Origin of the sequence: Clostridium sp. K13 (genome assembly GCF_019734195.1) — a bacterium.
GTDB lineage: Bacteria > Bacillota > Clostridia > Clostridiales > Clostridiaceae > Clostridium.
This window is the reverse complement of record NZ_JAASHM010000009.1, coordinates 23,585-43,115: the sequence shown is the minus strand read 5'-3', so window position 1 is coordinate 43,115 and position 19,531 is coordinate 23,585. Positions and strand designations below refer to the sequence as shown.

The window sequence follows — 19,531 nt, the reverse complement described above, 5'->3', positions numbered from 1 at the left end:
GGATTCATTAAGGGGATAAATCAAAGAAGCACCTACATTTAAGTAAGTGCTTTTTTGATTTATATTATTATCTAAGTTAAAGTGATGTAACTATTTTTTCTAACTGTTCAGATAATTCTTTTGCAAGAATAAAATTATTATCTCTTAAAGCTAATTCAATTTTTGTTTCAACTTCTTTTTTCTTTTGTTCAAGTTTTAAATAGTCTTTGTTAAAGTGATTCATATAAATCATATCTCTAAAATGTTGAATATTAATTTTTCTAATTTTCTTATCTTCAACAAGTAAAACATAATCCATACAATTTGATATAGTATAGTAATCATGGGAAATCATTAAAATAGCACCTTTATAATTTTTAATAGCTTTTTCTAAGGCTATTTGTGAATATGTATCTAAATGGCTTGTTGGCTCATCAAGAAGTAAAAGGTCTGCTCCAACTTCAGAAATTTTAGCTAATTGAAGTATATTTTTTTCTCCGCCAGATAAAGTTCCTATTTTTTGATTAAGTAATTCTTCATCAAAATTATATAGTTCTAAATATGATTTAATATCATCATAAGTTTTAAAACCAATATCAAAGAACTCTTCAAGTATAGTATTAGAATAATTTAATGTTTGGCCTTGAAGTTGAGAGAAATAACCAACTTTAAGATTACTATCTATTTCAATAGAAGGATTATTATTTTTTAATATTTCTTGGAATAGTGTAGTTTTACCTGTACCATTTGCTCCAACAATAGCTACTTTATCAGTAGAATTAATTTCAAAGCTAACATTTTCTAAAAGTACATCATCAAAAGTAACACTATAGTCAGTAACTTTTAAAGCAGTTTTTTCTTCTATTTCATTAGCTGTAGTAAACATTATATTAGGTTGTTTAATATCTACAAATGGAGCTTTAATTCTACGCTTTTCTAATCTTTCTTGGAATTTAACTCTAGCTCTTAAAGTTTTTCCTCTAAATTGTTCTTTATTTTCACTTGCTAGTTCTCTTAATCTATCTATTAATATTTCATTTCTTTCAATTTCTTCAGTATCAGCAGCTGCAAGTTCTTGCAATTCAATTTTAGTTTGAAGTAATGAGAAGTTATATTCAACATAACCACCATCAAATTCTTGTAATTCCATATTTTCAAGGTGAATAATTTTATTGAAACAATGATTTAATAAATATCTATTATGAGTAATAACTAACATTGTTCCTTTATGTGAATTAATTAAGTCTTTAAGAGCCTTAAGATTTTTAAAGTCTAAAAATACATCTGGTTCGTCCATAATAAGTAAGTCAGGAGTAGTTAACATTGATTTAATTACTTGAATAAGCTTAAATTCTCCACCACTAAGTTCAGAGATAAGTAAGTCTTTAGATTTAATTAATTCTATAAGATTTAATTTTTTATCAATAATATTTTCAAAATCATCACCATTGATTGCTTCAAAGGCATCTAAAGCCTCTTGATATTTTTCAAGTAATGTTTCAATATCAGAAGATGTTTCCATTTCAGTACATATAGCTGCTATTTCATTTTGTAGTTTAATAAAATCTTCTGCTAGGTATTCAAAAACTGTAATGTCTTTTGTTTTATCTACTTCTTGGAATTGACGTACATAGCCGATTCTACAATTTGGAGATATTTCTAATAGACCATCATACATATATTTTTCAGGATCCATAATTATATCTATAAGTGTACTTTTACCAGTACCATTTGATCCTATAAAGGCACAATGTTGACCTTCTTCTAATGTAAAGGAAATATCATTATATAAATTTTTTTGTGGAAATGAGTAGGATAATTTATCAACTTTTATCATATCAGTACCTCTCTTTATCAGTAAAAAAGAGCCTATAAAAATAAGCTCCTCAATATTATTATTTTATCAATTTAAACTCTATAGTTGATTTTCTTTAGTAAAAATTTATTAATTTTAATATTGATAGAATAACACCTTTTTTGACTAAGTTCAATGATTTCATATAAGTAAAAAAATGAGAATTTACAATAGTATATATTCCTTATTGTAAATTCTCACTTTCCATTAATATTTAAGGTTATAAATTTTCAATATCTTTAACTAGTTGTTCTACATCTTCATGTTTTGTTGCCCAACATGTACAGAAACGAACTGCACTATGGTTATCGTCTATTTTTTCCCAGAATGAGAAAGAATATTTTTCTTTTAGTATTCTAATTTTATCATTTGGAATAATAGGGAATTGTTGATTCGTTGATGAATCAATAAAGAAAGAATATCCCTTATTCATAAATGCATTTTTAATTTTCATTGCAAGTTTATTTGCATGAACTGAAATTTCATAATAAAGATTATCCTCAAATAAAGCTAAAAATTGAAGCCCAAGAAGTCTTCCCTTAGCAAGAAGCCCACCATTTTGTTTTATGTAATATCTAAAATCATTTTTAAGTTTAGGATTAGTTATAACAATAGCCTCACCAAATAATGCACCTACTTTAGTACCACCAATATAAAAAACATCACATAATCGAGCAATGTCAGGTAAAGTTAAATCAGTACCTTCTGCAGTAAGTCCATATCCAAGTCTAGCCCCATCTAAGAATAAAGGTAAACCTAAAGCTTTACATGTTGTGCTTAGTTCTTCTAATTCATTTTTGGTATAAAGTGTTCCAACTTCTGTTGGATGTGAAATATAAACCATTCCAGGTTGAACAAGATGCTCAGGGCTACTATCGCTAAAATGTTCATCATATGCTTCTTTTATTTGAGTTGCTGTGATTTTACCATTATCACTATGTAGAGATAAAACTTTATGTCCAGAGCTTTCTATTGCACCAGTTTCATGTACATTTATATGTCCGGTATTTGCAGATAAAACGCCTTGATATGGACGAAGTATAGAATCAATGACTGTTTTATTAGTTTGAGTTCCACCAACTAGAAAGTGAATATCAGCATTTTGTGAATCACATTTTTCTCTAATAATAGAGCGTGCTTTTTCACAATATACATCTTTTCCGTAGCCAGGTGCTTGTACAAAATTTGTTTCTAATAAAAGTTCTAAAATTTTAGGGTGAGCACCTTCCAAATAATCGCATTCAAATCTTATCATAGGTATTTCCTCTTTATTGTATATATAATGCATAATTATACCTATTATACTATACATGAATTGATAGTTATTGTATATAGAGTGGATTGGTAATAATTATGAAATGTTAGTGTTTAAATAATATTTATAGTTAGAAATCAGTATATAAATTAAAGCATTATTAGTTTTTATATATAAAAACTAATAATGTAAGTAGTTGAATTTAAAATAATAAATGTATATAAATTTATATACATTGCATATTGATTTAGACTTAACAGTAGAATTTATTAAATATGTTATAATTAATAAAGATAAGACAAGTAGATAGATTATATTAATTTAAATATAAATTGGGAATAAAAAAATCCTTGTAGTGCAGATAGATTAAATTTTTTATTATAAAAGGAGGAGAAGTATATAAAAAAGACAATAGCTATATTTATGATTTTAGTGTTTTCTATATTTTATAGGGGACACTTTAATTTTATAATGATATGTATGTAAGTGTTATAATATATTTATAAAGAAGAGTTATATAACCTATTTAATTTTGAGGAATATGGGGGTAATTGAAGTGGAAAGACGAGCAATAATAGATATTGGATCAAATTCTTTAAGGCTAATAATTTATGGAATAAATGATGGCTTAACATTTAAAATAATTAATGAATCAAAAAAAACTATTAGATTAGGTAGTTACTTAACAGAAGATAATTATTTAACTGATGGAGGAATAGATATAGCTCTTAATGTATTAAGCAATTTTAAGATGATTTGTGAAATTTATAAGGTTACAGATACTTATGTAGTTGCAACAGAAGCTGTTAGAAAAGCAACTAATAGAAATGAGGTTTGTAATAAAATTAAAAGAGAGCTTGGATATGTAGTAAATATTTTATCAGGTAAAGAAGAAGCTAGATATGGATATTTAGCAATTAAAAATTCTATGATGGAAAAGAATGCTATATTATTAGATTTAGGTGGCTCAAGTATGGAAATTACCCTTATGGAAAATGGAGAGTTAAAGGATAGTATAAGCTTATCATTAGGATGTATTCCCCTTACAAATATGTTTAATAATATTGAGACAGAGGAGAAAAATATAGAACTTAATTCATTTATCAATAATAAGCTTGAAGAAATACCTTGGATTAAGAAAAATAATAAAATGAATGTAATAGGTATTGGTGGAATTGCGAAGCATATAGGAAGGGTATCTAAAGGTGATGAAAATTATCCAAAGCAATTGCTTCATAGCTATAGTATGACAAAAGCTGAAATCTCACAAATATATGATGAATTTTTAAAACTATCAATGAATGAAAGATATAATTTAAGGGGCTTATCAAGAAATAGGGCAGATATATTTGCAGCACCACTTGGAGCTATTTTAACAATACTACAATATTTAAATTCAGAAAAGTATATTATAAGTGCAGTAGGACTTAGGGAAGGTATAATTTACGAAAGCTTACTTTAATAAATATTATTTTTATCATGTAACGTTACTATTTATAATTATGAGTATTATTGCCGTTGTATTTAGTAGTATATTTATTAAATTTTTAAGTGAGAATAATAAAACTAGCTATGTATAGATTTTACGCATAGCTAGTTTTTAATGTTAAATTCAAAGATAAATGAGATTTATTGTATCATTTCTAAAATTTCCTCTTCAGGAGTTGAAGAATCACAACGAACTTGAATATCTCCATTTTTACCAACAATAAATCCAGGAACAGTTACAATATTATATTTTTCTCTAAAAGAATTAATATAATTATCTGAACTATTAGAACTATCTATATAATAAATAATTGTATTAATTTCATTAACTAAGTCACTTAGCTTTTTAGCAAATTTACGGCAGTATGGGCATGTTTCTCTACCTATATAAACAATGGCTAAATTTTCATTACATAGTAGTTTATCTGCTTCTTCAGAAAGAATATTTTCAAATAGTTCTACATTTTCTTTGTATGAATTTTCTTCAAACATAAAAAACCTCCTAGTTTTTTTAGACTATCATATCAAAATTAATATTCCCCATCAACCTTGAAATATAATATTACAATAATTATTTAATAAATAAGGGTAGTTTGAAAATTAATATCTCTACTACTTATTTATAGTATAAGGTTATTAAATTGGTTAAGGGTTAATTATATAAAATTATGAATTAATAATGCATTTTGAATATTAACTCTAAATAAATGATTGTTTAAAGAAGACTCACAAATAGTTTCAACTTTCTTTAGTCTATATTTTATAGTATTTCTATGAGTAGATAATTCTTCAGAAGTTTTAATAATATTACAATTATTATTAAGATAAATTTCAACTGTTTTTAGAAGCTCGCCTTTATGCTTTTTATCATAATCAATTAATCCACCTAACACTTGATTAGAAAATTCCTTTAGAAGATCTTTTCTATCTAATTCAAAGAATAAAGAAAGTATACCAAGTTCTTCATAATAAAGTATATTATTTGTTTTATTTAGTTTAGCTGCTATTTCCATGCATTTTGAAGCTTCCTTAAAGCTTTTTTGAATGTTTGAAGCACTATTATAGGTTTTACCAATACCTATAGTAATTGATAGCTGTGGAATTTTTTTTGCGGCATCTAAAATAAAGGAATTAAAAATGCTATTTAAGATATTAGTACCTTTATTAGAGGAAAAAAGTCCTATTATGTTATTTCCATAAGATGAAATAATAATATTCATATCATTACTTTCAAATAAAGAGGTAATATAAGAAGTAAATTCATTTATTTTAAATTCATTTAAGGATATTTTATTAAGTTTAGAATTAATATTATCATGAAAGCGAATTAAAAAAACAGTTTGAGGATTTTCTAAATTATAATTTAAATTATCAGCTTTTAATAAAAGCTCCTCTTTTGAATATTCTTTTCCAAAAACAATATTAGCAACAAAGTTTTCATTATTTTTATTCATATTGCTTGTTACAATTGCATGACCTAATTCCTCAAAAATATTTACAAGAGGAGTACTCCAGGGAATTATAAAAATAGGAAAATTACTTTTATTGCAAAGGTTTAGTAATTGCTTAGGAATTGATTTAATATAATTATCACCTACTAGTAACAAAGCTCCACTTAGTTTTAAATTAATTGCTAAATTTATTAAAGTTGATAGATTAAAATCATTTCTTTCAATAACAGCACCACTAACTATAAGAAGCTCGCCACCTTTAACCCAGTTAGATAAATCAAGACTTTCCGCTTTATATGCCCAGCGAATTATGTTATTAAGACCGTTATTGCCACAAATTAACTTAATATTTAATAAAGATGGTAGAGTAAATAAATCTTTACACTGAAACATTAGTAAACCTCCTAGTATAAATTTTATATTAATTATTGCTTTTATTTTATAATGTATTTATAAATATTTCTATGGTAGTTAATGATAAATAAATAATATTATTTTTGTTATATATGAACAAAAAGTAGTGATAAGTTTGACTATGTTCCTTAATTTAATTATCATTAATTCATAAAGAAAGAACAATTTGGTTCTAAGTGATTTATTCGCTTAGAGCCTTTTTCATTTAATTAATAGAAAAGCAAAAAAAGTAAAATATTAAACAATGTAGATTAAAAATATACGAAAGGTAGATGAGAAAAACAATGAGTTATTTTATGAATGATATGACATGGAGTGAATTTGATAAAAGTAAGGATAAGGTTATTATTTTACCTATAGGTGCAACAGAGCAACATGCAATGCATCTTCCATTATGTACAGATAGCAAAATAGCAGAAGGGTTTGCATTAAGTTTAGCAAAAGAGATTGATGGAGTAATTATGCCAACTTTAAGCTATGGATACAAATCAAAGCCTTTAAGTGGGGGTGGCCCTTTATTTCCAGGAACTATAGATTTAAATGGAGAAACAGTAATAAAACTTGTTTATGATATTTTAATGGAAATAGTTAAAGATGGATTTACAAAGATTTTTATTATGAATGTTCACTATGAAAACGAAGCATTTGTAGTAGAAGCCATGGATTTAGTAAATAGAGATACTAATGGTAAAGCTACAATGGTTGCTTCAAATTGGTGGGATCCACTACCAAAGAAAGCTATTGATGAAATATTTGATGAAGTACCATTTCCAGGATGGGCTTTTGAACATGCTGCAGTTACAGAAACATCATTAATGATGTATTTTGCACCAGAATTAGTTAAGTTCGAAAGAAATGTTGAAGTCGAAGAAACAGAAGCCCTTCCTTACTTTAGATATCCATTATATAAGGATGATGTACCTGAAACAGGCGCTTTAGCTAGCGCAAAATCATCATCAAGTGAGAAGGGTAAAGTAATAGTAGATAATGTTATTCCAGAGTTAATTAAGATATGTAAAAGAGAGTTTAAATAAAATTCTTATGAAAATTTGATTTTAAGGGGGATATTTATGAATTGTGTATATAAAAATGTTAGATTAAAGGGTAAAAAAGATTTAATTGATATATTAGTAGAAGATGGTGTCTTTAAAAAGATAGGCAATAATATTCAAGGTGATAAAGAAGTTGATTTAAAAGGAAATTTAGTACTTCCACCTTATGTTGATCCACATATTCATTTAGATTATGTTTTTACAGCAAGGAAAGATGGGGCATTAAATGGAACAGGAACATTATTTGAAGGAATTCAAAGATGGAGTGAAACAAAATCAGATTTAACAATAGAAGAAATAAAAGAAAGAGCAAAGCTTGGTATAAAGAAGGAAATGTTAAATGGTGTTCAGTTTATAAGAACTCATGCAGATGTAACAGATCCATCATTAATATCTCTTAAGGCATTATTAGAGTTAAGAGAAGAGCTTAAAGATATAGTTACTATACAAGTTGTAGCATTTCCACAAGAAGGTATGTATGCATATAAAGGTGGAGATTTATTAGTAGAAGAGGCATTAAAAATGGGGGCTGATTGTGTAGGAGCTATTCCACATTTTGAATTTGCAAGAGAATTTGGAGAAAAATCAATACACAAAACTGTGGAGCTTGCATTAAAGTATAATAAATTAATAGATGTTCATTGTGATGAAACAGATGATGATCAATCAAGATTTTTAGAGCTTTTAGCAGCTTTAGCATATATGAATGATATTGGGCACTTAACAACTGCTAGCCATACTTGTTCTTTTGGTTCAGTAAATAATGCTTATGCTTTTAAGCTTATGAAGCTATTAAAACAATCTAAAGTAAATTTCATAGCTTGTCCAACAGAAAATATTTATCTGCAAGGAAGACAAGATACTTATCCAAAGCGTAGAGGATTAACAAGAGTAAAGGAATTAAATGATGCAAATATTAATGTTTGTTTTGCTCAAGATTCAATGTCAGATCCATGGTATCCTTTAGGTAATGGAAATATGATGATGATTTTAGATCATGGAATTCATATAGCTCAAATGATGTCTTTTGAAGAAATAGATAATGCTTTAGATTTAATAACAACTAATGGTGCAATAACAATGAATATTCAAGATCAATATGGAATAGAAGAAGGAAAGCCTGCTAACTTTATAGTTTTAAATGCAAAATCAGAATTTGAAGCAGTATGTGAAAGGGCAGGAGTATTAGCATCTATAAGAAATGGAAAAACTTTATTTTGGAAAGAACCAGAGGTAGTTAAAACTGAGGTTGAAATATTAAAACAAATATGATGTATGTACTATAATTAAAATTATAGTATCAATAGAAGGGGAGCTTCAATATTTTGAGGCTCCTCTTGTGAATTTAAGGGATATCGTGTAGATTGTATTACTGATTATGCTTTAGAGTTTTTAGATGGATATAAAGTTGAACAAATTACTCAGAATTTTGAGGATTCTGTAGTGATAGGTGAAGTATTTGTTAAGGAAGGGCAGACAATTAAAAAAGGAGATAAGATAGCAAGTATATCAGAATCATTTATCAATGATAAATTAACAGAGTTAAATTAACAATTAAAACAAGCCACAGCAGCCTTAAATTCTGAAAATAATAATAAGCAAGCAACAGTTTTGACACAAAAAAAGGAATGGGAAGAGAAGGTTCAGGCTTCAAAGAATCAGTATGAAAGCCAGAGAGGTTCTATTATTAATAATATTAATAGTTTAAATGAAAAAGTAAATTTTAAGTTCTTTAAATGATGATAGAAACAAAGAGGTAAGTTTAGAATCAAAAGAAGCATCTACTAATACTGAAATAAATGCACTTTCAAACAGTTCTTTAGATGAATCTATTAGTAATACACAAAAGGAAGTTGATAAGATTAATAATGAGATTTCTAAAGTAAATAAATTGAAGGAAAATTCTACGTTATATGCAGAAGCTGATGGTGTTGTTCTTGCTCTGAATTATGCTGAAGGTTCTACTACATCAATTGACAATCTAGTTATTGCAATAGGTGAAAGTAATAAGATATTAGCTGAAGTTAATGTATCTCAAAATGACATAACAAAAATAGAAGAAGGACAAGATGTTTATATGCTTTGAAATAAAGCTATTACATTAAAGGATGGTAAGCAAGTAGTTAATTTAAGACAAAAAGATGGAACATTAAAAGAGTTAGAAATTACAACTGGCTTTTCAGATTAACATCATTAGGTATTATTGCAGGAGCTGCAACTGTGGTGGCAGTAATAGCGATAGGAAAAGGTGGTGAGGAAGAAGTTAAGGCGCAGTTTAGCGGACTAAGTGCAGAAACCATTTATATTAATCCAGATTATTCGAGTGGAGCTAATGTTTTTGAAGGTAATTTTAAAAAGATTACTCCAGAGCATATGGATTTTATTATGAATGAGAGTACAACATTAAAGGGTATGTATCTTAGAGGAAGTTCATATAAAGAAGCTGTAATAAATAACATAAAGGAAAATATTTCAGTTACAGGAGTTACAGAAGCGTATAGTACTGTATCTAACCTTAAGGTTACTCAAGGCTATGATATTGATAAGATTGATGTTGAAGATGGTACTAATGTAGCTGTAATTGGTGATGGAAATGAAGCACTAGAGTTTTTGAGTTTTAATATATATGATTTAGTTGTTCTTGATATAAATATCCCAGGTGTTGATGGATTTTCAGTATTAAAAGCATTAAGAGATAAAGATATTAATACTAGGGTAATAATTGTATCTGCAAATAGAGAAATTGAAGATAGAATAAATGGATTGGATTTAGGGGCTAATGACTATTTAGTTAAGCCTTTTGACTTTTTAGAGCTGATTTAAACTATAAAAGGAGTAGGATATTTATTTGGAGGCAATAGCGATGAGTAGATTTAAGCTATCAATAAAATGGAGATTTACATTAATGGTGGTAATAATAGTAACTATAACTAGTGCTGTTCTTATTACTGCAATTAATTATGATATAGGTAGGAGTATGCCAGAGTTAACAGAAAATATACTCTCTCAAACACAGTTTGAAATTCCAAAAGAAGATTATTATGTAGGTAATGATAATAATATAATATTGTAGAAAAATCAATTTTAAGGATGAATACCATGATAGAAGCATTGCTAGATATAATTAGACAAGAGAATGCTCCTTTAAATGAAAGTATTATTATTAATGAAATAATTGAGGATGTAGTTGATGATTTAACTATAATTGCTAAGAAGAATGACATAAGTATATATGTAGAAATTGATAAAATATCAAGTAGTGGAATGGGATTAGGTTTATCTTTAACAAAATCAGTAATAAATATGCATGGAGGAGAAATCAAAGTAGAAAGTGAGGTAAACAAAGGAACAAAGTTTATGATAATATTACCAATAAATATATAATAGTAATGTATAAATTTTATAATAAAATTAAATTTATAGGTAAATAAAAAATGTTTAAGAGAATTTAATTGTAGTGATTTTATAATAATACATATTATAATTAATAAGAAGGTAAGTAACTAATATATTTAAAGGTGAATAAATATATATAAGTGCTATATTTAAGTACTCAACTATAAATTAAAAGGATATTTTTGAATAATGAAGTATAAAATGATTTGTATAGATATGGACGGAACCTTATTAGGAAAAAATAAAAAAATTTCACAGTTTAATAAAGACATAATAAAGAAAGCTCATGATAAAGGTGTAGAAATTATTGTGACTACAGGGAGGTTATACAATAATGCAGCTTATTTTTCAAATATTTTAGGGGTTAGCTCTCCTGTTATAGCAGCTAATGGAGCAGTTGTTATTAATAAAAAAACAAATGAAATCATTTATGAACGTGAAATTACAAAAGAGGACTGTATAAATATTTATGATATATTGACAAAATGCAAATTGCCATTTAATTTTCATACAACTAATAAAATATATTGTAGCAATTGGATTAATAGAATAGGAACAGAAATTTTAATGAGTAAGCAAAAATTTTTTGAACATTTGAATATAGAATATATTACTGTTAAATCTAGAGATGAGTGGATAAAGGTTTTTGAAAAAGAAAATGGGTCTATGGCAAAGTGTATAGCATTGAGTACTAATACAAAAAAAGTTATAGAAGCTAGAGCTAAGATTGAAAAGTTAAGCAATGTTGTAACTTTTGCATCAGGTGGTCATAGTTTAGAAATTAACTGCAAGGGAGTATCTAAAGGTAATGCAGTTAAGGTCCTAGCAAAAAAGTTTGGAATAAATAGAGAGGAAGTTATATGCATTGGAGATAATGAAAATGACATCTCGATGATAGAATTTGCAGGATTAGGAATAGCTATGGGTAATGCAATTGATAAAGTAAAAGATGCTGCAGATTATATTACAGATACAAATAAAAATAATGGAGTTGGAAAGGCTATAGAAAAATTTATATTAAATATAGATACCACAAGATATGGATAAGCAACTATAGGAAATTACATTAAAATCATATTAGGTTAATTGCTAGATGTTAGAGAACCAATTAAATTTGGTTCTTTTTTTGTGTTAAAATTACATTTTTTTATTGTAGTAAAAAGATATATTTTTATTTCGTAGGAGTAATGGGTTATTAAATATTCTTTAAGTGTGATTATTAGAAAAAGTTGTAATTAAATGGGAAATAGGAGTAGAATTATAGTGTTAGGTTAAAAATTATATAATATAAAAGAAATGGAGAAGAGGTATATGAGTAAGATTCAAAAAGTAGAAAATATGTGTGGAGGAAAAGGTCATGTAATAATTGAACACATATTAGGTGAAAAAGAATTGAATGGGAAATGTGGACTATATGCAAAGGTAATAATAGAACCAGGATGTACATTAGGCTATCATGAGCATAATGGAGAAAGTGAAACTTATTATATTTTAAGTGGAGAAGGAAATTATAATGATAATGGAATTATACGTCCTGTTAAAGCTGGAGATATAACATTCACACCAAGTGGAAGTGGTCATGGGTTAGATAATACAACAGACGAAGATTTAGTATTTATGGCGCTAATAATATTTGATTAATTTTACATCTTTTATTTATTCAATTAGTTGTCTTAATTATTAGAAAAGAACACTATATCTGTATTGGATTAAGTGTTCTTTTATTTTTCTAGATAAGAAAGTATGTGGGTGATATAATGATTAATAATAAAGTCGATTTTTAAGGGGTGAAGTTATATGGCACAAAAAACAAAAAAAGCATTTGCTACATCTTTAAAGAAATTATTATCACAAAGACCGCTAGATAAAATAAAAATTTCAGATATAACAGAAGATTGTGAAGTAAATCGTCAAACATTTTATTATCATTTTAAGGATATATATGATTTATTAGAATGGACTTATACTAATGAAGCTACAAGAGCTTTAGGAGATAAAAAAACATATGATACCTGGCAAGAAGGCTTTTATGAAATTTTTGAATATATTTTAGAAAATAAAGTTTTCGTATCAAATACTTATAATTCTATAAGTAGAGATTATTTAGAAAGATATTTATATAATGAAACTTATTATTTGCTTTTAGGTGTAATTGAAGAAAAATCAAAGGGTATGTCTGTTAGAGACAAAGATAAATCATTTATTGCAGATTTTTATAAATTTGCATTTGTAGGGTTAGTTATTGATTGGATAAGAAAGGGAATGAAAGAAAATCCAAAAGATATAATTGAAAGATTAAATACTTTAGTTTCAGGAAATATTGAAACTGCATTAGAAAGATATAGAACTGATAGACATAATATTAAATGAGAAATAAAATAAAATTTAAGTATAAAATTTGGACAAACTTTAAGGTTTGTCTTATATTTTTACAATTTTAAGAGTTTGTTTAAAAATAGGACATAAGCAGGGTTTTGTCTATAGAAGCTATCATTAGAAAGTAATACTATAAAATCATAAGTTAAATAAATTTCAAAAAATGTGTTATGTAATTAGGAGGAATTTATATGTATTATAGTAATGGGAATTATGAGGCATTTGCTCGTCCACAAAAACCAGCAAATGTAGACAGAAAATCAGCTTATTTAGTAGGGGCAGGACTTGCATCTTTAGCAGCAGCTTGTTTTTTAGTTCGTGATGGACAAATGAAGGGAGAACATATTCATATATTAGAAGAAATGAATATTGCTGGTGGAGCTTGTGATGGAATTAATGATCCAACAAAGGGTTTTGTAATTCGTGGTGGACGTGAAATGGAAAATCACTTTGAATGCTTATGGGATTTATTTAGATCAATTCCATCATTAGAAACTGAAGGAGTATCTGTATTAGATGAATATTATTGGTTAAATAAAAAAGATCCAAACTACTCTTTAATGAGAGCTACAGTAAATAGAGGTGAAGATGCTCACACAGATGGTAAGTTTGGATTATCAGACAAAGCAGCTATGGAAATAGTAAAATTATTCTTCACTAAGGATGAAGATTTATATGATAAAAAAATTGAAGATGTATTTACAGAAGAATTTTATGTATCTAACTTCTGGTTATATTGGAGAACTATGTTTGCTTTTGAAGAATGGCATAGCGCTTTAGAAATGAAGCTTTATATTCAAAGATTTATCCATCATATTGGAGGTCTTCCAGACTTCTCTGCATTAAAGTTTACTAAATATAATCAATATGAGTCTTTAATATTACCAATGGTTAAATATTTGGAGTCACATGGAGTTAATTTTCAATATAATACACAAGTTACTAATGTAATATTTGAAAAAGAAGGAAGTAAAAAAATAGCAAAACAAATTATTTGTATTCATGATGGAAAAGAAGAAACTATTGATTTAGTAGAAGATGATTTGGTATTTGTTACAAATGGAAGTTGTACAGAAAATGCTACATTAGGAGACCATGATACAGCACCAGTTTTAAATACAGAAGAAGGTGGTTGTTGGAAGCTATGGAGAAACATTGCTGCTCAAGATAAAGACTTTGGACATCCAGATAAGTTCTGTACAAATATTAAGGCTACTAATTGGGAATCAGCAACAGTTACAACTTTAGATGATAGAATACCACCATATATTGAAAAAGTATGTAAGCGTGATCCTTTTAGCGGAAAAGTAGTTACTGGTGGAATAATAACTGCAAAAGATTCTTCATGGTTAATGAGTTATACATTAAACCGTCAGCCACATTTTAAATCACAACCTGGTGATCAATTAGTTGTTTGGGTTTATGGTTTATTTACAGATGTTCCTGGTGATTTTATTAAGAAGCCAATGAAGGAATGTACAGGATATGAAATAACTCAAGAATGGTTATATCACTTAGGAGTTCCGGTAGATGAAATTCCTGATATGGCTAAAAATTCTGCTAGAGCTATTCCTTGTATGATGCCATATATAACTGCATTCTTTATGCCAAGAACAGCTGGTGATAGACCAAAGGTTGTACCAGAGGGATGTGTTAACTTTGCATTCTTAGGACAATTTGCAGATACAGTTCGTGATACAGTATTTACAACTGAATATTCTGTAAGAACAGCTATGGAAGCAGTATATACATTATTAGATGTTGATCGTGGAGTTCCAGAGGTATTTAATTCTTGTTATGATATAAGAGTATTATTAGATTCTACTTCTAAAATGATGGACGGTAAAAAATTAACAGATATTAAATTACCTTTAAAAGCTAAAATGGTAGAAAAGAAATTATTTAAAGAAATTCATGGTACTGTAATTGAAGAATTATTGGAAAGATATAAATTAATATAAAGGGAGTAAAATTAATTAATTTTTTCTACAAATATCACCTCCTATTAGTATAAATTATACATCTAAAATGGAGTGATTTATAAATAATTCCTTTTGAGTAATTGAGAAAATAAAAAAATAAACCCTATAGTAAGAATAAGATCTATTTATTGGTTGCGGGGGCAGGACTTGAACCTACGACCTTTGGGTTATGAGCCCAACGAGCTGCCAACTGCTCCACCCCGCGATATTATGTTTTAAAATATATTAATTAACTTGTTGAACATAATATATCAAATGTAATTAATAAAGTCAAAATATAATTACTCCATATTTAGTCTTAAGAGTATAAGGGGTAGAGTATAAGTATATATTCGACAATATAGTAGCGTATGCTATTGAAGCCTAATTAGAAAGTAAATTTAAAAGTTTAATTGATAAAAATAGATATTGTTATGTATAGCTTATTTATGTTATAATATATGAATTAATAATATAGAAGGTGATTTGAATGAAAGAGTATAAAACTTTCATATGTAAATTAATTTGCTCCTTTCAAGGCCTACAATAAAGTAAGCTAAACTTTGTCTGGAGCTAAAAGTGTTTTTTAGCTGAAATTAGTATTCCTTGATTATAAAGTTATAGTTTTATTATTTGAAATTGAGGAGTAAATATATGAAAGAATTTATAAAAAAACAACAATTTAATTATATAAAAAGATGCTTAAATGATTTAAATAATGCCTTTAGAAACTGTGTAGATGTAAATATAGTAGAAACTACTAAGTTATGTTGTCAAGATAAGATAGTATCACAATTTGAGAGTTTATCACTAGCTCAAAGAGAGATTTTGAATATAGGAAAAATTAATGAACCATTACAGATTGAACCATTTTTAAAAGCAATGGATAAATATGTCTATGGTATGAATAAATTAACAAAGGCTGATATTAATAAGGTTTTTAAAAAAGAGAAAAAACTTAAATTACCTGATTTGAATTCAGATGAAAAGGTAGTATATACTGGATGGATTGATGAAGGTACTAAGAAGTTATTTATTGTTTATAATTTGGAGGGCAAGCTTTTAGGTATGGCTTGTAGATTACCTAAAACAACAAAAAAGAGTAGTAATATTTGTGCCATCTGTAATAGGATGGGAAATGAAAGTGAAGTTGAATTTGTATCTCCAATATGTAAGCCACTTAGTGAAGAGGATTATAAATCATTAGGTTTTTATATTTGTTTAGATAGTAAGGAATGCAATGAAAGAATTGAATCAGTAGAAAAGCTAGAGGATATTTTAAAAGTTGTTAACAGAATAAAATAATACTATTAAGTAATAAAGTCAGTAGAATTTTTTTTAGTTCTACTGGCTTTTTTTATGAGAAACTTTAATATTTAGTAGCTTTTGATGAAGAAGTAGATTACCTGGATAATGAGTTTAAAATTAAAATAATATATGAAATTAACATCAACTTTAAAATTAACGTAAAGAAGTAGTAAAATGTATATTGTTAAGTTAAAGAAAATACAAATATAAAAGAAATGGAGAAGGGGTATATGAGTAAGATTCAAAAAGTAGAAAATACGTGTGGTGGAAAAGGCCATGTAATAATTGAACACATATTAGGTGAGAAAGAATTAAATGGTAAATGTGGACTATATGCAAAGGTAACAATAGAACCAGGATGTACATTAGGCTATCATGAGCATAATGGAGAAAGTTAAGCTTATTATACTTTAAGTGGAGAGGGAAATTATAATGATAATGGAACTATACGTCATGTTAAAGCTTGAGATGTAACATTCACACCAAGTGGAAAAGGACACGGATTGGAGAATACAACAGATAAAGATTTGGTATTTATGGCATTAATTGTTGATAAAGTATTAAGCATGTAGTAAAGTTAAATGAAAATATAAAGGATATAAATGAAAATAACTTAACTGCTAATTTAGAGGTTAAAGGAGCAAATGATGAGATAAAAGAACTTATAATTTCCTTTAATAAAACGCTTGCTAAGCTAGATAATGCCTTTGATTCACAAAAAAGGTTTAACTCAAGTGTGGCACATGAGTTAAAGATTCCGCTAGCAGTAATTAAGACGAATATAGATGTTTGTTGAACATAATATAATAAATGTTATTAATAAAGTCAAAGTGCAATTACTCCATATTCAGTCTTAAGATTATAAGGGCTAGAGTATAATCTTATATTAAACAATATAGTAGAGTATGCTATCGAAGTCTATAAAGTTAATAGTATTCTTTGCTTTATATAAAGTTTTTCTATAGTAAAAATAATAAGGAGCTGATATACATGAAAAAATTATATAGACATTCTTTAAGTATAAAAAGTAATCAAACTATGATAGATATTACAAAGATAATTAAAGAGGATATTAAAGAAAGTGGAGTTAAAGATGGAATTATAGTAGTGTATTGTCCCCATACTACAGCAGGGATAACTATAAATGAAAATGCTGATCCTGATGTAGTAAGAGATTTAATTTATGGTTTTGAAAAAGCATATCCAAGTGAAGATGGTAATTATAGACACTTTGAAGGAAATTCACACGCTCATATGAAATCATCAACTATGGGAGCTTCACAAACTCTTATATTAGATGATGGAAAGCTTATATTAGGGACATGGCAAGATGTATATTTTTGTGAATTTGATGGGCCTAGAAATAGAAGTTTTTATGTTAAGATTTTAGAAGGATAGATTAATTAACTAGTGGGGGGAAAGTGATGGCTAAACTAAGAAAAATGTTAGGAAATATTAATGACAAGGTAATAATTCAATTAATGAGAACTATAGAAACACAAAGTAAAACAACTATTTCATCATGGGCAGTTGATTATGTAGAAAAAAATATACTAAGTATTTATGAGAAGGAATGTAGTGAAGATTTAAGATTAAGTAAAATAATTTCATCTACAAAGGAATATTTAGATGATAAGATTAAGCTAAAGGAAATAAAGGAAATTTTAAAAGAAGTAAAAACAATTCCTAAGGAATTAGAAGAAAATCCAGTAGCACAAGCTTCAGCAAGAGCAATTTTAACTGCATGTGGAACAGTTCAAACACCAACAAATGCATTAGGATTTACATTTTATGCAGTAGCGGCGATAGTATATAATGAAGTAGGATTAAATGAAAACACAGAAATTTATGATACTCTTGCAGCTAAGGAGTTTGTAAAGGTGTTGGAATCATTACAATCAGTGGCCATAGATAATGAAGAAAATCCAGTTAAGATAAACTGGAATTGTTAAATATTAATTTAAAAGTTTTTATGTATTGAAAATATAACAGGTATGGGGGTAAGCAACGTCTCGCCTCCACCACAAAATCCACGATAATATTTTAGTGATATTATCGTGGATTTTTATTATATAGAGAAAAAGAGTGTAATGTATTTAAGATGTGTGAATCTGCGAGAATAGCGTTAAAAACAATTAAAGGCAACTATTATGATTCAATAGCATTTTTTGATGATAGTATGAGAAAAGAATTTAATAAAAAAGTATCAATAATTAATGATATGAATAAGGTGTTAAATCAGAAGGAGTTTGAGTTATATTTACAGCCTAAATATAATATAGTAACAAATTATTGTGTTGGAGCTGAGGCTTTAGTAAGATGGAATGATCCTGAAAGAGGTATAATTCCTCCAGATGAGTTTATACCTATATTTGAGGAAAATGGATTTATAATAAAGCTTGATGAATATATGATTGAGATGTGTTGTATGAAGATAAAGCAGTGGATTGATTATGGCAAATAAAATGGATAAAAATCAAGAACTTTTAAAGATTGCATATAAAGGTGCAATAAGTTATGGGATTGTTTATGTAGATTCTAATAGTAATTTGACGTGTAAAGAAATCTTATCTAAAGCTGATAAAAAAATGTATATATATAAGCAAAGAAAGAAAATAGATGTTATAAATAATATTTAAGTACCTAGGAATAAGCCAGTGTATGTATCTTACAGATGTTCATATAGCACCATTACGACACCCGGGTGTACTAATTCTGGAAGTTTACTTTCAGAATTTGTTTAGTTTAGTGAATTATATAAATAATGATAAATTATATTCAAGCTTTAGTGTTTGCAGATAAAATCTAGGAAAATAATAATTTTGATTTTTATGTTTTTTTTATTGATTTCAATACTAAAATGGAAAATAATATTGAGATAATACTACTTAGTAATTAATTGGTCATTGAATGTACTATTAATATTTTTAATATCCCAACTGATTTAATAATTGGTTGGGATTATTTTATAAAATTAAAGACTTTAAATTGGTTAA

At 27.1% G+C, this 19,531-nt stretch carries 22 protein-coding genes and 1 tRNA gene; 18 read left to right on the top strand and 5 right to left on the bottom strand.

Features of this window, described 5'->3' with window-relative positions:
* Positions 1-76 precede the first annotated feature (76 nt).
* Together HCG76_RS07420 and HCG76_RS07415 are read right to left on the bottom strand one after the other, a co-directional pair.
* Entirely contained in the window at positions 77-1,816 is a 1,740-nt protein-coding gene (locus HCG76_RS07420) for an ABC-F family ATP-binding cassette domain-containing protein (protein WP_221699652.1), read from the bottom strand.
* Positions 1,817-2,054: 238 nt separating this feature from the next.
* Positions 2,055-3,089 (bottom strand): threonine aldolase family protein, encoded by a 1,035-nt coding sequence (locus tag HCG76_RS07415; protein WP_221699653.1) that lies wholly within the window; start codon positions 3,087-3,089, stop codon positions 2,055-2,057.
* 556 nt (positions 3,090-3,645) lie between these two features.
* Here HCG76_RS07415 and HCG76_RS07410 point away from each other — a divergent pair.
* The gene (locus HCG76_RS07410) at positions 3,646-4,551 is read left to right on the top strand and encodes a Ppx/GppA family phosphatase (protein WP_221699655.1); all 906 of its coding nucleotides are present in this window, start codon (positions 3,646-3,648) and stop codon (positions 4,549-4,551) included.
* A 167-nt stretch (positions 4,552-4,718) separates the two neighbouring features.
* Here HCG76_RS07410 and HCG76_RS07405 read toward each other — a convergent pair whose 3' ends face one another.
* Both HCG76_RS07405 and HCG76_RS07400 read right to left on the bottom strand, forming a co-directional pair.
* The gene (locus tag HCG76_RS07405) at positions 4,719-5,069 is read right to left on the bottom strand and encodes a thioredoxin domain-containing protein (RefSeq protein ID WP_221699657.1); all 351 of its coding nucleotides are present in this window, start codon (positions 5,067-5,069) and stop codon (positions 4,719-4,721) included.
* 164 nt (positions 5,070-5,233) lie between these two features.
* Positions 5,234-6,421, bottom strand: a complete 1,188-nt coding sequence (locus HCG76_RS07400) for a PucR family transcriptional regulator (protein WP_221699658.1) — start codon at positions 6,419-6,421, stop codon at positions 5,234-5,236.
* Positions 6,422-6,726: 305 nt separating this feature from the next.
* Between HCG76_RS07400 and HCG76_RS07395 the strand changes: the two genes are divergently transcribed.
* From HCG76_RS07395 to HCG76_RS07345, 11 genes are all read left to right on the top strand, one after another.
* Entirely contained in the window at positions 6,727-7,476 is a 750-nt protein-coding gene (locus HCG76_RS07395) for a creatininase (RefSeq protein WP_221699659.1), read from the top strand.
* A 36-nt stretch (positions 7,477-7,512) separates the two neighbouring features.
* Complete coding sequence (gene codA / locus HCG76_RS07390; protein ID WP_221699664.1) at positions 7,513-8,766, top strand: cytosine deaminase; 1,254 nt, start codon at positions 7,513-7,515, stop codon at positions 8,764-8,766.
* Positions 8,767-8,937: 171 nt separating this feature from the next.
* Positions 8,938-9,045, top strand: coding sequence for a biotin/lipoyl-binding protein (locus tag HCG76_RS07385; RefSeq protein ID WP_221699666.1), 108 nt, complete (start codon positions 8,938-8,940; stop codon positions 9,043-9,045).
* A 169-nt stretch (positions 9,046-9,214) separates the two neighbouring features.
* Positions 9,215-9,580 carry an efflux RND transporter periplasmic adaptor subunit gene (locus HCG76_RS19380; protein ID WP_311776388.1) on the top strand — a complete coding sequence of 122 codons (366 nt, stop codon included), beginning with the start codon at positions 9,215-9,217 and terminating at the stop codon, positions 9,578-9,580.
* A gap of 62 nt (positions 9,581-9,642) precedes the next feature.
* Positions 9,643-10,317: a response regulator gene (locus tag HCG76_RS07375; RefSeq protein ID WP_311776387.1), complete on the top strand. Its 675-nt coding sequence runs from the start codon at positions 9,643-9,645 to the stop codon at positions 10,315-10,317.
* Positions 10,318-10,357: 40 nt separating this feature from the next.
* A complete protein-coding gene (locus HCG76_RS07370; protein ID WP_221699673.1) occupies positions 10,358-10,567 on the top strand; it encodes a hypothetical protein in 210 nt (69 codons plus the stop codon).
* Positions 10,568-10,593: 26 nt separating this feature from the next.
* Positions 10,594-10,878, top strand: coding sequence for an ATP-binding protein (locus HCG76_RS07365; protein ID WP_260458064.1), 285 nt, complete (start codon positions 10,594-10,596; stop codon positions 10,876-10,878).
* Between the two features lie 201 nt (positions 10,879-11,079).
* Complete coding sequence (locus HCG76_RS07360) at positions 11,080-11,937, top strand: Cof-type HAD-IIB family hydrolase (RefSeq protein ID WP_221699676.1); 858 nt, start codon at positions 11,080-11,082, stop codon at positions 11,935-11,937.
* Between the two features lie 264 nt (positions 11,938-12,201).
* Positions 12,202-12,531, top strand: a complete 330-nt coding sequence (locus tag HCG76_RS07355) for a cupin domain-containing protein (RefSeq protein WP_221699677.1) — start codon at positions 12,202-12,204, stop codon at positions 12,529-12,531.
* Positions 12,532-12,687: 156 nt separating this feature from the next.
* Entirely contained in the window at positions 12,688-13,260 is a 573-nt protein-coding gene (locus tag HCG76_RS07350; protein ID WP_221699678.1) for a TetR/AcrR family transcriptional regulator, read from the top strand.
* 197 nt (positions 13,261-13,457) lie between these two features.
* Positions 13,458-15,227, top strand: a complete 1,770-nt coding sequence (locus tag HCG76_RS07345) for an oleate hydratase (RefSeq protein WP_221699679.1) — start codon at positions 13,458-13,460, stop codon at positions 15,225-15,227.
* Between the two features lie 150 nt (positions 15,228-15,377).
* Here HCG76_RS07345 and HCG76_RS07340 read toward each other — a convergent pair.
* A tRNA-Met gene (locus tag HCG76_RS07340) sits at positions 15,378-15,453 on the bottom strand.
* Positions 15,454-15,881: 428 nt separating this feature from the next.
* Here HCG76_RS07340 and HCG76_RS07335 point away from each other — a divergent pair.
* The 6 genes from HCG76_RS07335 to HCG76_RS07310 all read left to right on the top strand — a co-directional run bounded on the left by HCG76_RS07335 (position 15,882) and on the right by HCG76_RS07310 (position 19,174).
* Positions 15,882-16,532, top strand: a complete 651-nt coding sequence (locus HCG76_RS07335) for an FBP domain-containing protein (protein ID WP_221699685.1) — start codon at positions 15,882-15,884, stop codon at positions 16,530-16,532.
* A gap of 233 nt (positions 16,533-16,765) precedes the next feature.
* Positions 16,766-16,933 carry a hypothetical protein gene (locus HCG76_RS19505; RefSeq protein WP_365941406.1) on the top strand — a complete coding sequence of 56 codons (168 nt, stop codon included), beginning with the start codon at positions 16,766-16,768 and terminating at the stop codon, positions 16,931-16,933.
* Between the two features lie 592 nt (positions 16,934-17,525).
* The gene (locus HCG76_RS07325; RefSeq protein WP_221699690.1) at positions 17,526-17,933 is read left to right on the top strand and encodes a secondary thiamine-phosphate synthase enzyme YjbQ; all 408 of its coding nucleotides are present in this window, start codon (positions 17,526-17,528) and stop codon (positions 17,931-17,933) included.
* 26 nt (positions 17,934-17,959) lie between these two features.
* A complete protein-coding gene (locus tag HCG76_RS07320; protein WP_221699691.1) occupies positions 17,960-18,487 on the top strand; it encodes a putative immunity protein in 528 nt (175 codons plus the stop codon).
* Positions 18,488-18,636: 149 nt separating this feature from the next.
* On the top strand, positions 18,637-18,999 hold the full coding sequence (locus tag HCG76_RS07315; RefSeq protein ID WP_221699692.1) for an EAL domain-containing protein: 363 nt from the start codon (positions 18,637-18,639) through the stop codon (positions 18,997-18,999).
* Positions 18,989-19,174, top strand: a complete 186-nt coding sequence (locus tag HCG76_RS07310; protein ID WP_195244956.1) for a hypothetical protein — start codon at positions 18,989-18,991, stop codon at positions 19,172-19,174. The genes HCG76_RS07315 and HCG76_RS07310 overlap by 11 nt, the downstream gene beginning before the upstream one ends.
* Positions 19,175-19,531: the final 357 nt, after the last annotated feature.

Excerpts from the sequence above, each read along its gene's own strand:
- HCG76_RS07360 (WP_221699676.1), top strand. The coding sequence starts at position 11,080 with ATGAAGTATAAAATGATTTGTATAGATATGGACGGAACCTTATTAGGA.
- HCG76_RS07345 (WP_221699679.1), top strand. The coding sequence starts at position 13,458 with ATGTATTATAGTAATGGGAATTATGAGGCATTTGCTCGTCCACAAAAA.
- HCG76_RS07315 (WP_221699692.1), top strand. The coding sequence starts at position 18,637 with ATGTGTGAATCTGCGAGAATAGCGTTAAAAACAATTAAAGGCAACTAT.
- HCG76_RS07415 (WP_221699653.1), bottom strand. The coding sequence starts at position 3,089 with ATGATAAGATTTGAATGCGATTATTTGGAAGGTGCTCACCCTAAAATT.
- HCG76_RS07335 (WP_221699685.1), top strand. The coding sequence starts at position 15,882 with ATGAAAGAATTTATAAAAAAACAACAATTTAATTATATAAAAAGATGC.
- HCG76_RS07405 (WP_221699657.1), bottom strand. The coding sequence starts at position 5,069 with ATGTTTGAAGAAAATTCATACAAAGAAAATGTAGAACTATTTGAAAAT.
- HCG76_RS07350 (WP_221699678.1), top strand. The coding sequence starts at position 12,688 with ATGGCACAAAAAACAAAAAAAGCATTTGCTACATCTTTAAAGAAATTA.
- HCG76_RS07365 (WP_260458064.1), top strand. The coding sequence starts at position 10,594 with ATGATAGAAGCATTGCTAGATATAATTAGACAAGAGAATGCTCCTTTA.
- HCG76_RS07355 (WP_221699677.1), top strand. The coding sequence starts at position 12,202 with ATGAGTAAGATTCAAAAAGTAGAAAATATGTGTGGAGGAAAAGGTCAT.
- HCG76_RS07325 (WP_221699690.1), top strand. The coding sequence starts at position 17,526 with ATGAAAAAATTATATAGACATTCTTTAAGTATAAAAAGTAATCAAACT.
- HCG76_RS07400 (WP_221699658.1), bottom strand. The coding sequence starts at position 6,421 with ATGTTTCAGTGTAAAGATTTATTTACTCTACCATCTTTATTAAATATT.
- HCG76_RS19505 (WP_365941406.1), top strand. The coding sequence starts at position 16,766 with ATGAGTAAGATTCAAAAAGTAGAAAATACGTGTGGTGGAAAAGGCCAT.
- HCG76_RS07320 (WP_221699691.1), top strand. The coding sequence starts at position 17,960 with ATGGCTAAACTAAGAAAAATGTTAGGAAATATTAATGACAAGGTAATA.
- codA (WP_221699664.1), top strand. The coding sequence starts at position 7,513 with ATGAATTGTGTATATAAAAATGTTAGATTAAAGGGTAAAAAAGATTTA.
- HCG76_RS07420 (WP_221699652.1), bottom strand. The coding sequence starts at position 1,816 with ATGATAAAAGTTGATAAATTATCCTACTCATTTCCACAAAAAAATTTA.
- HCG76_RS07310 (WP_195244956.1), top strand. The coding sequence starts at position 18,989 with ATGGCAAATAAAATGGATAAAAATCAAGAACTTTTAAAGATTGCATAT.
- HCG76_RS07370 (WP_221699673.1), top strand. The coding sequence starts at position 10,358 with ATGAGTAGATTTAAGCTATCAATAAAATGGAGATTTACATTAATGGTG.
- HCG76_RS07395 (WP_221699659.1), top strand. The coding sequence starts at position 6,727 with ATGAGTTATTTTATGAATGATATGACATGGAGTGAATTTGATAAAAGT.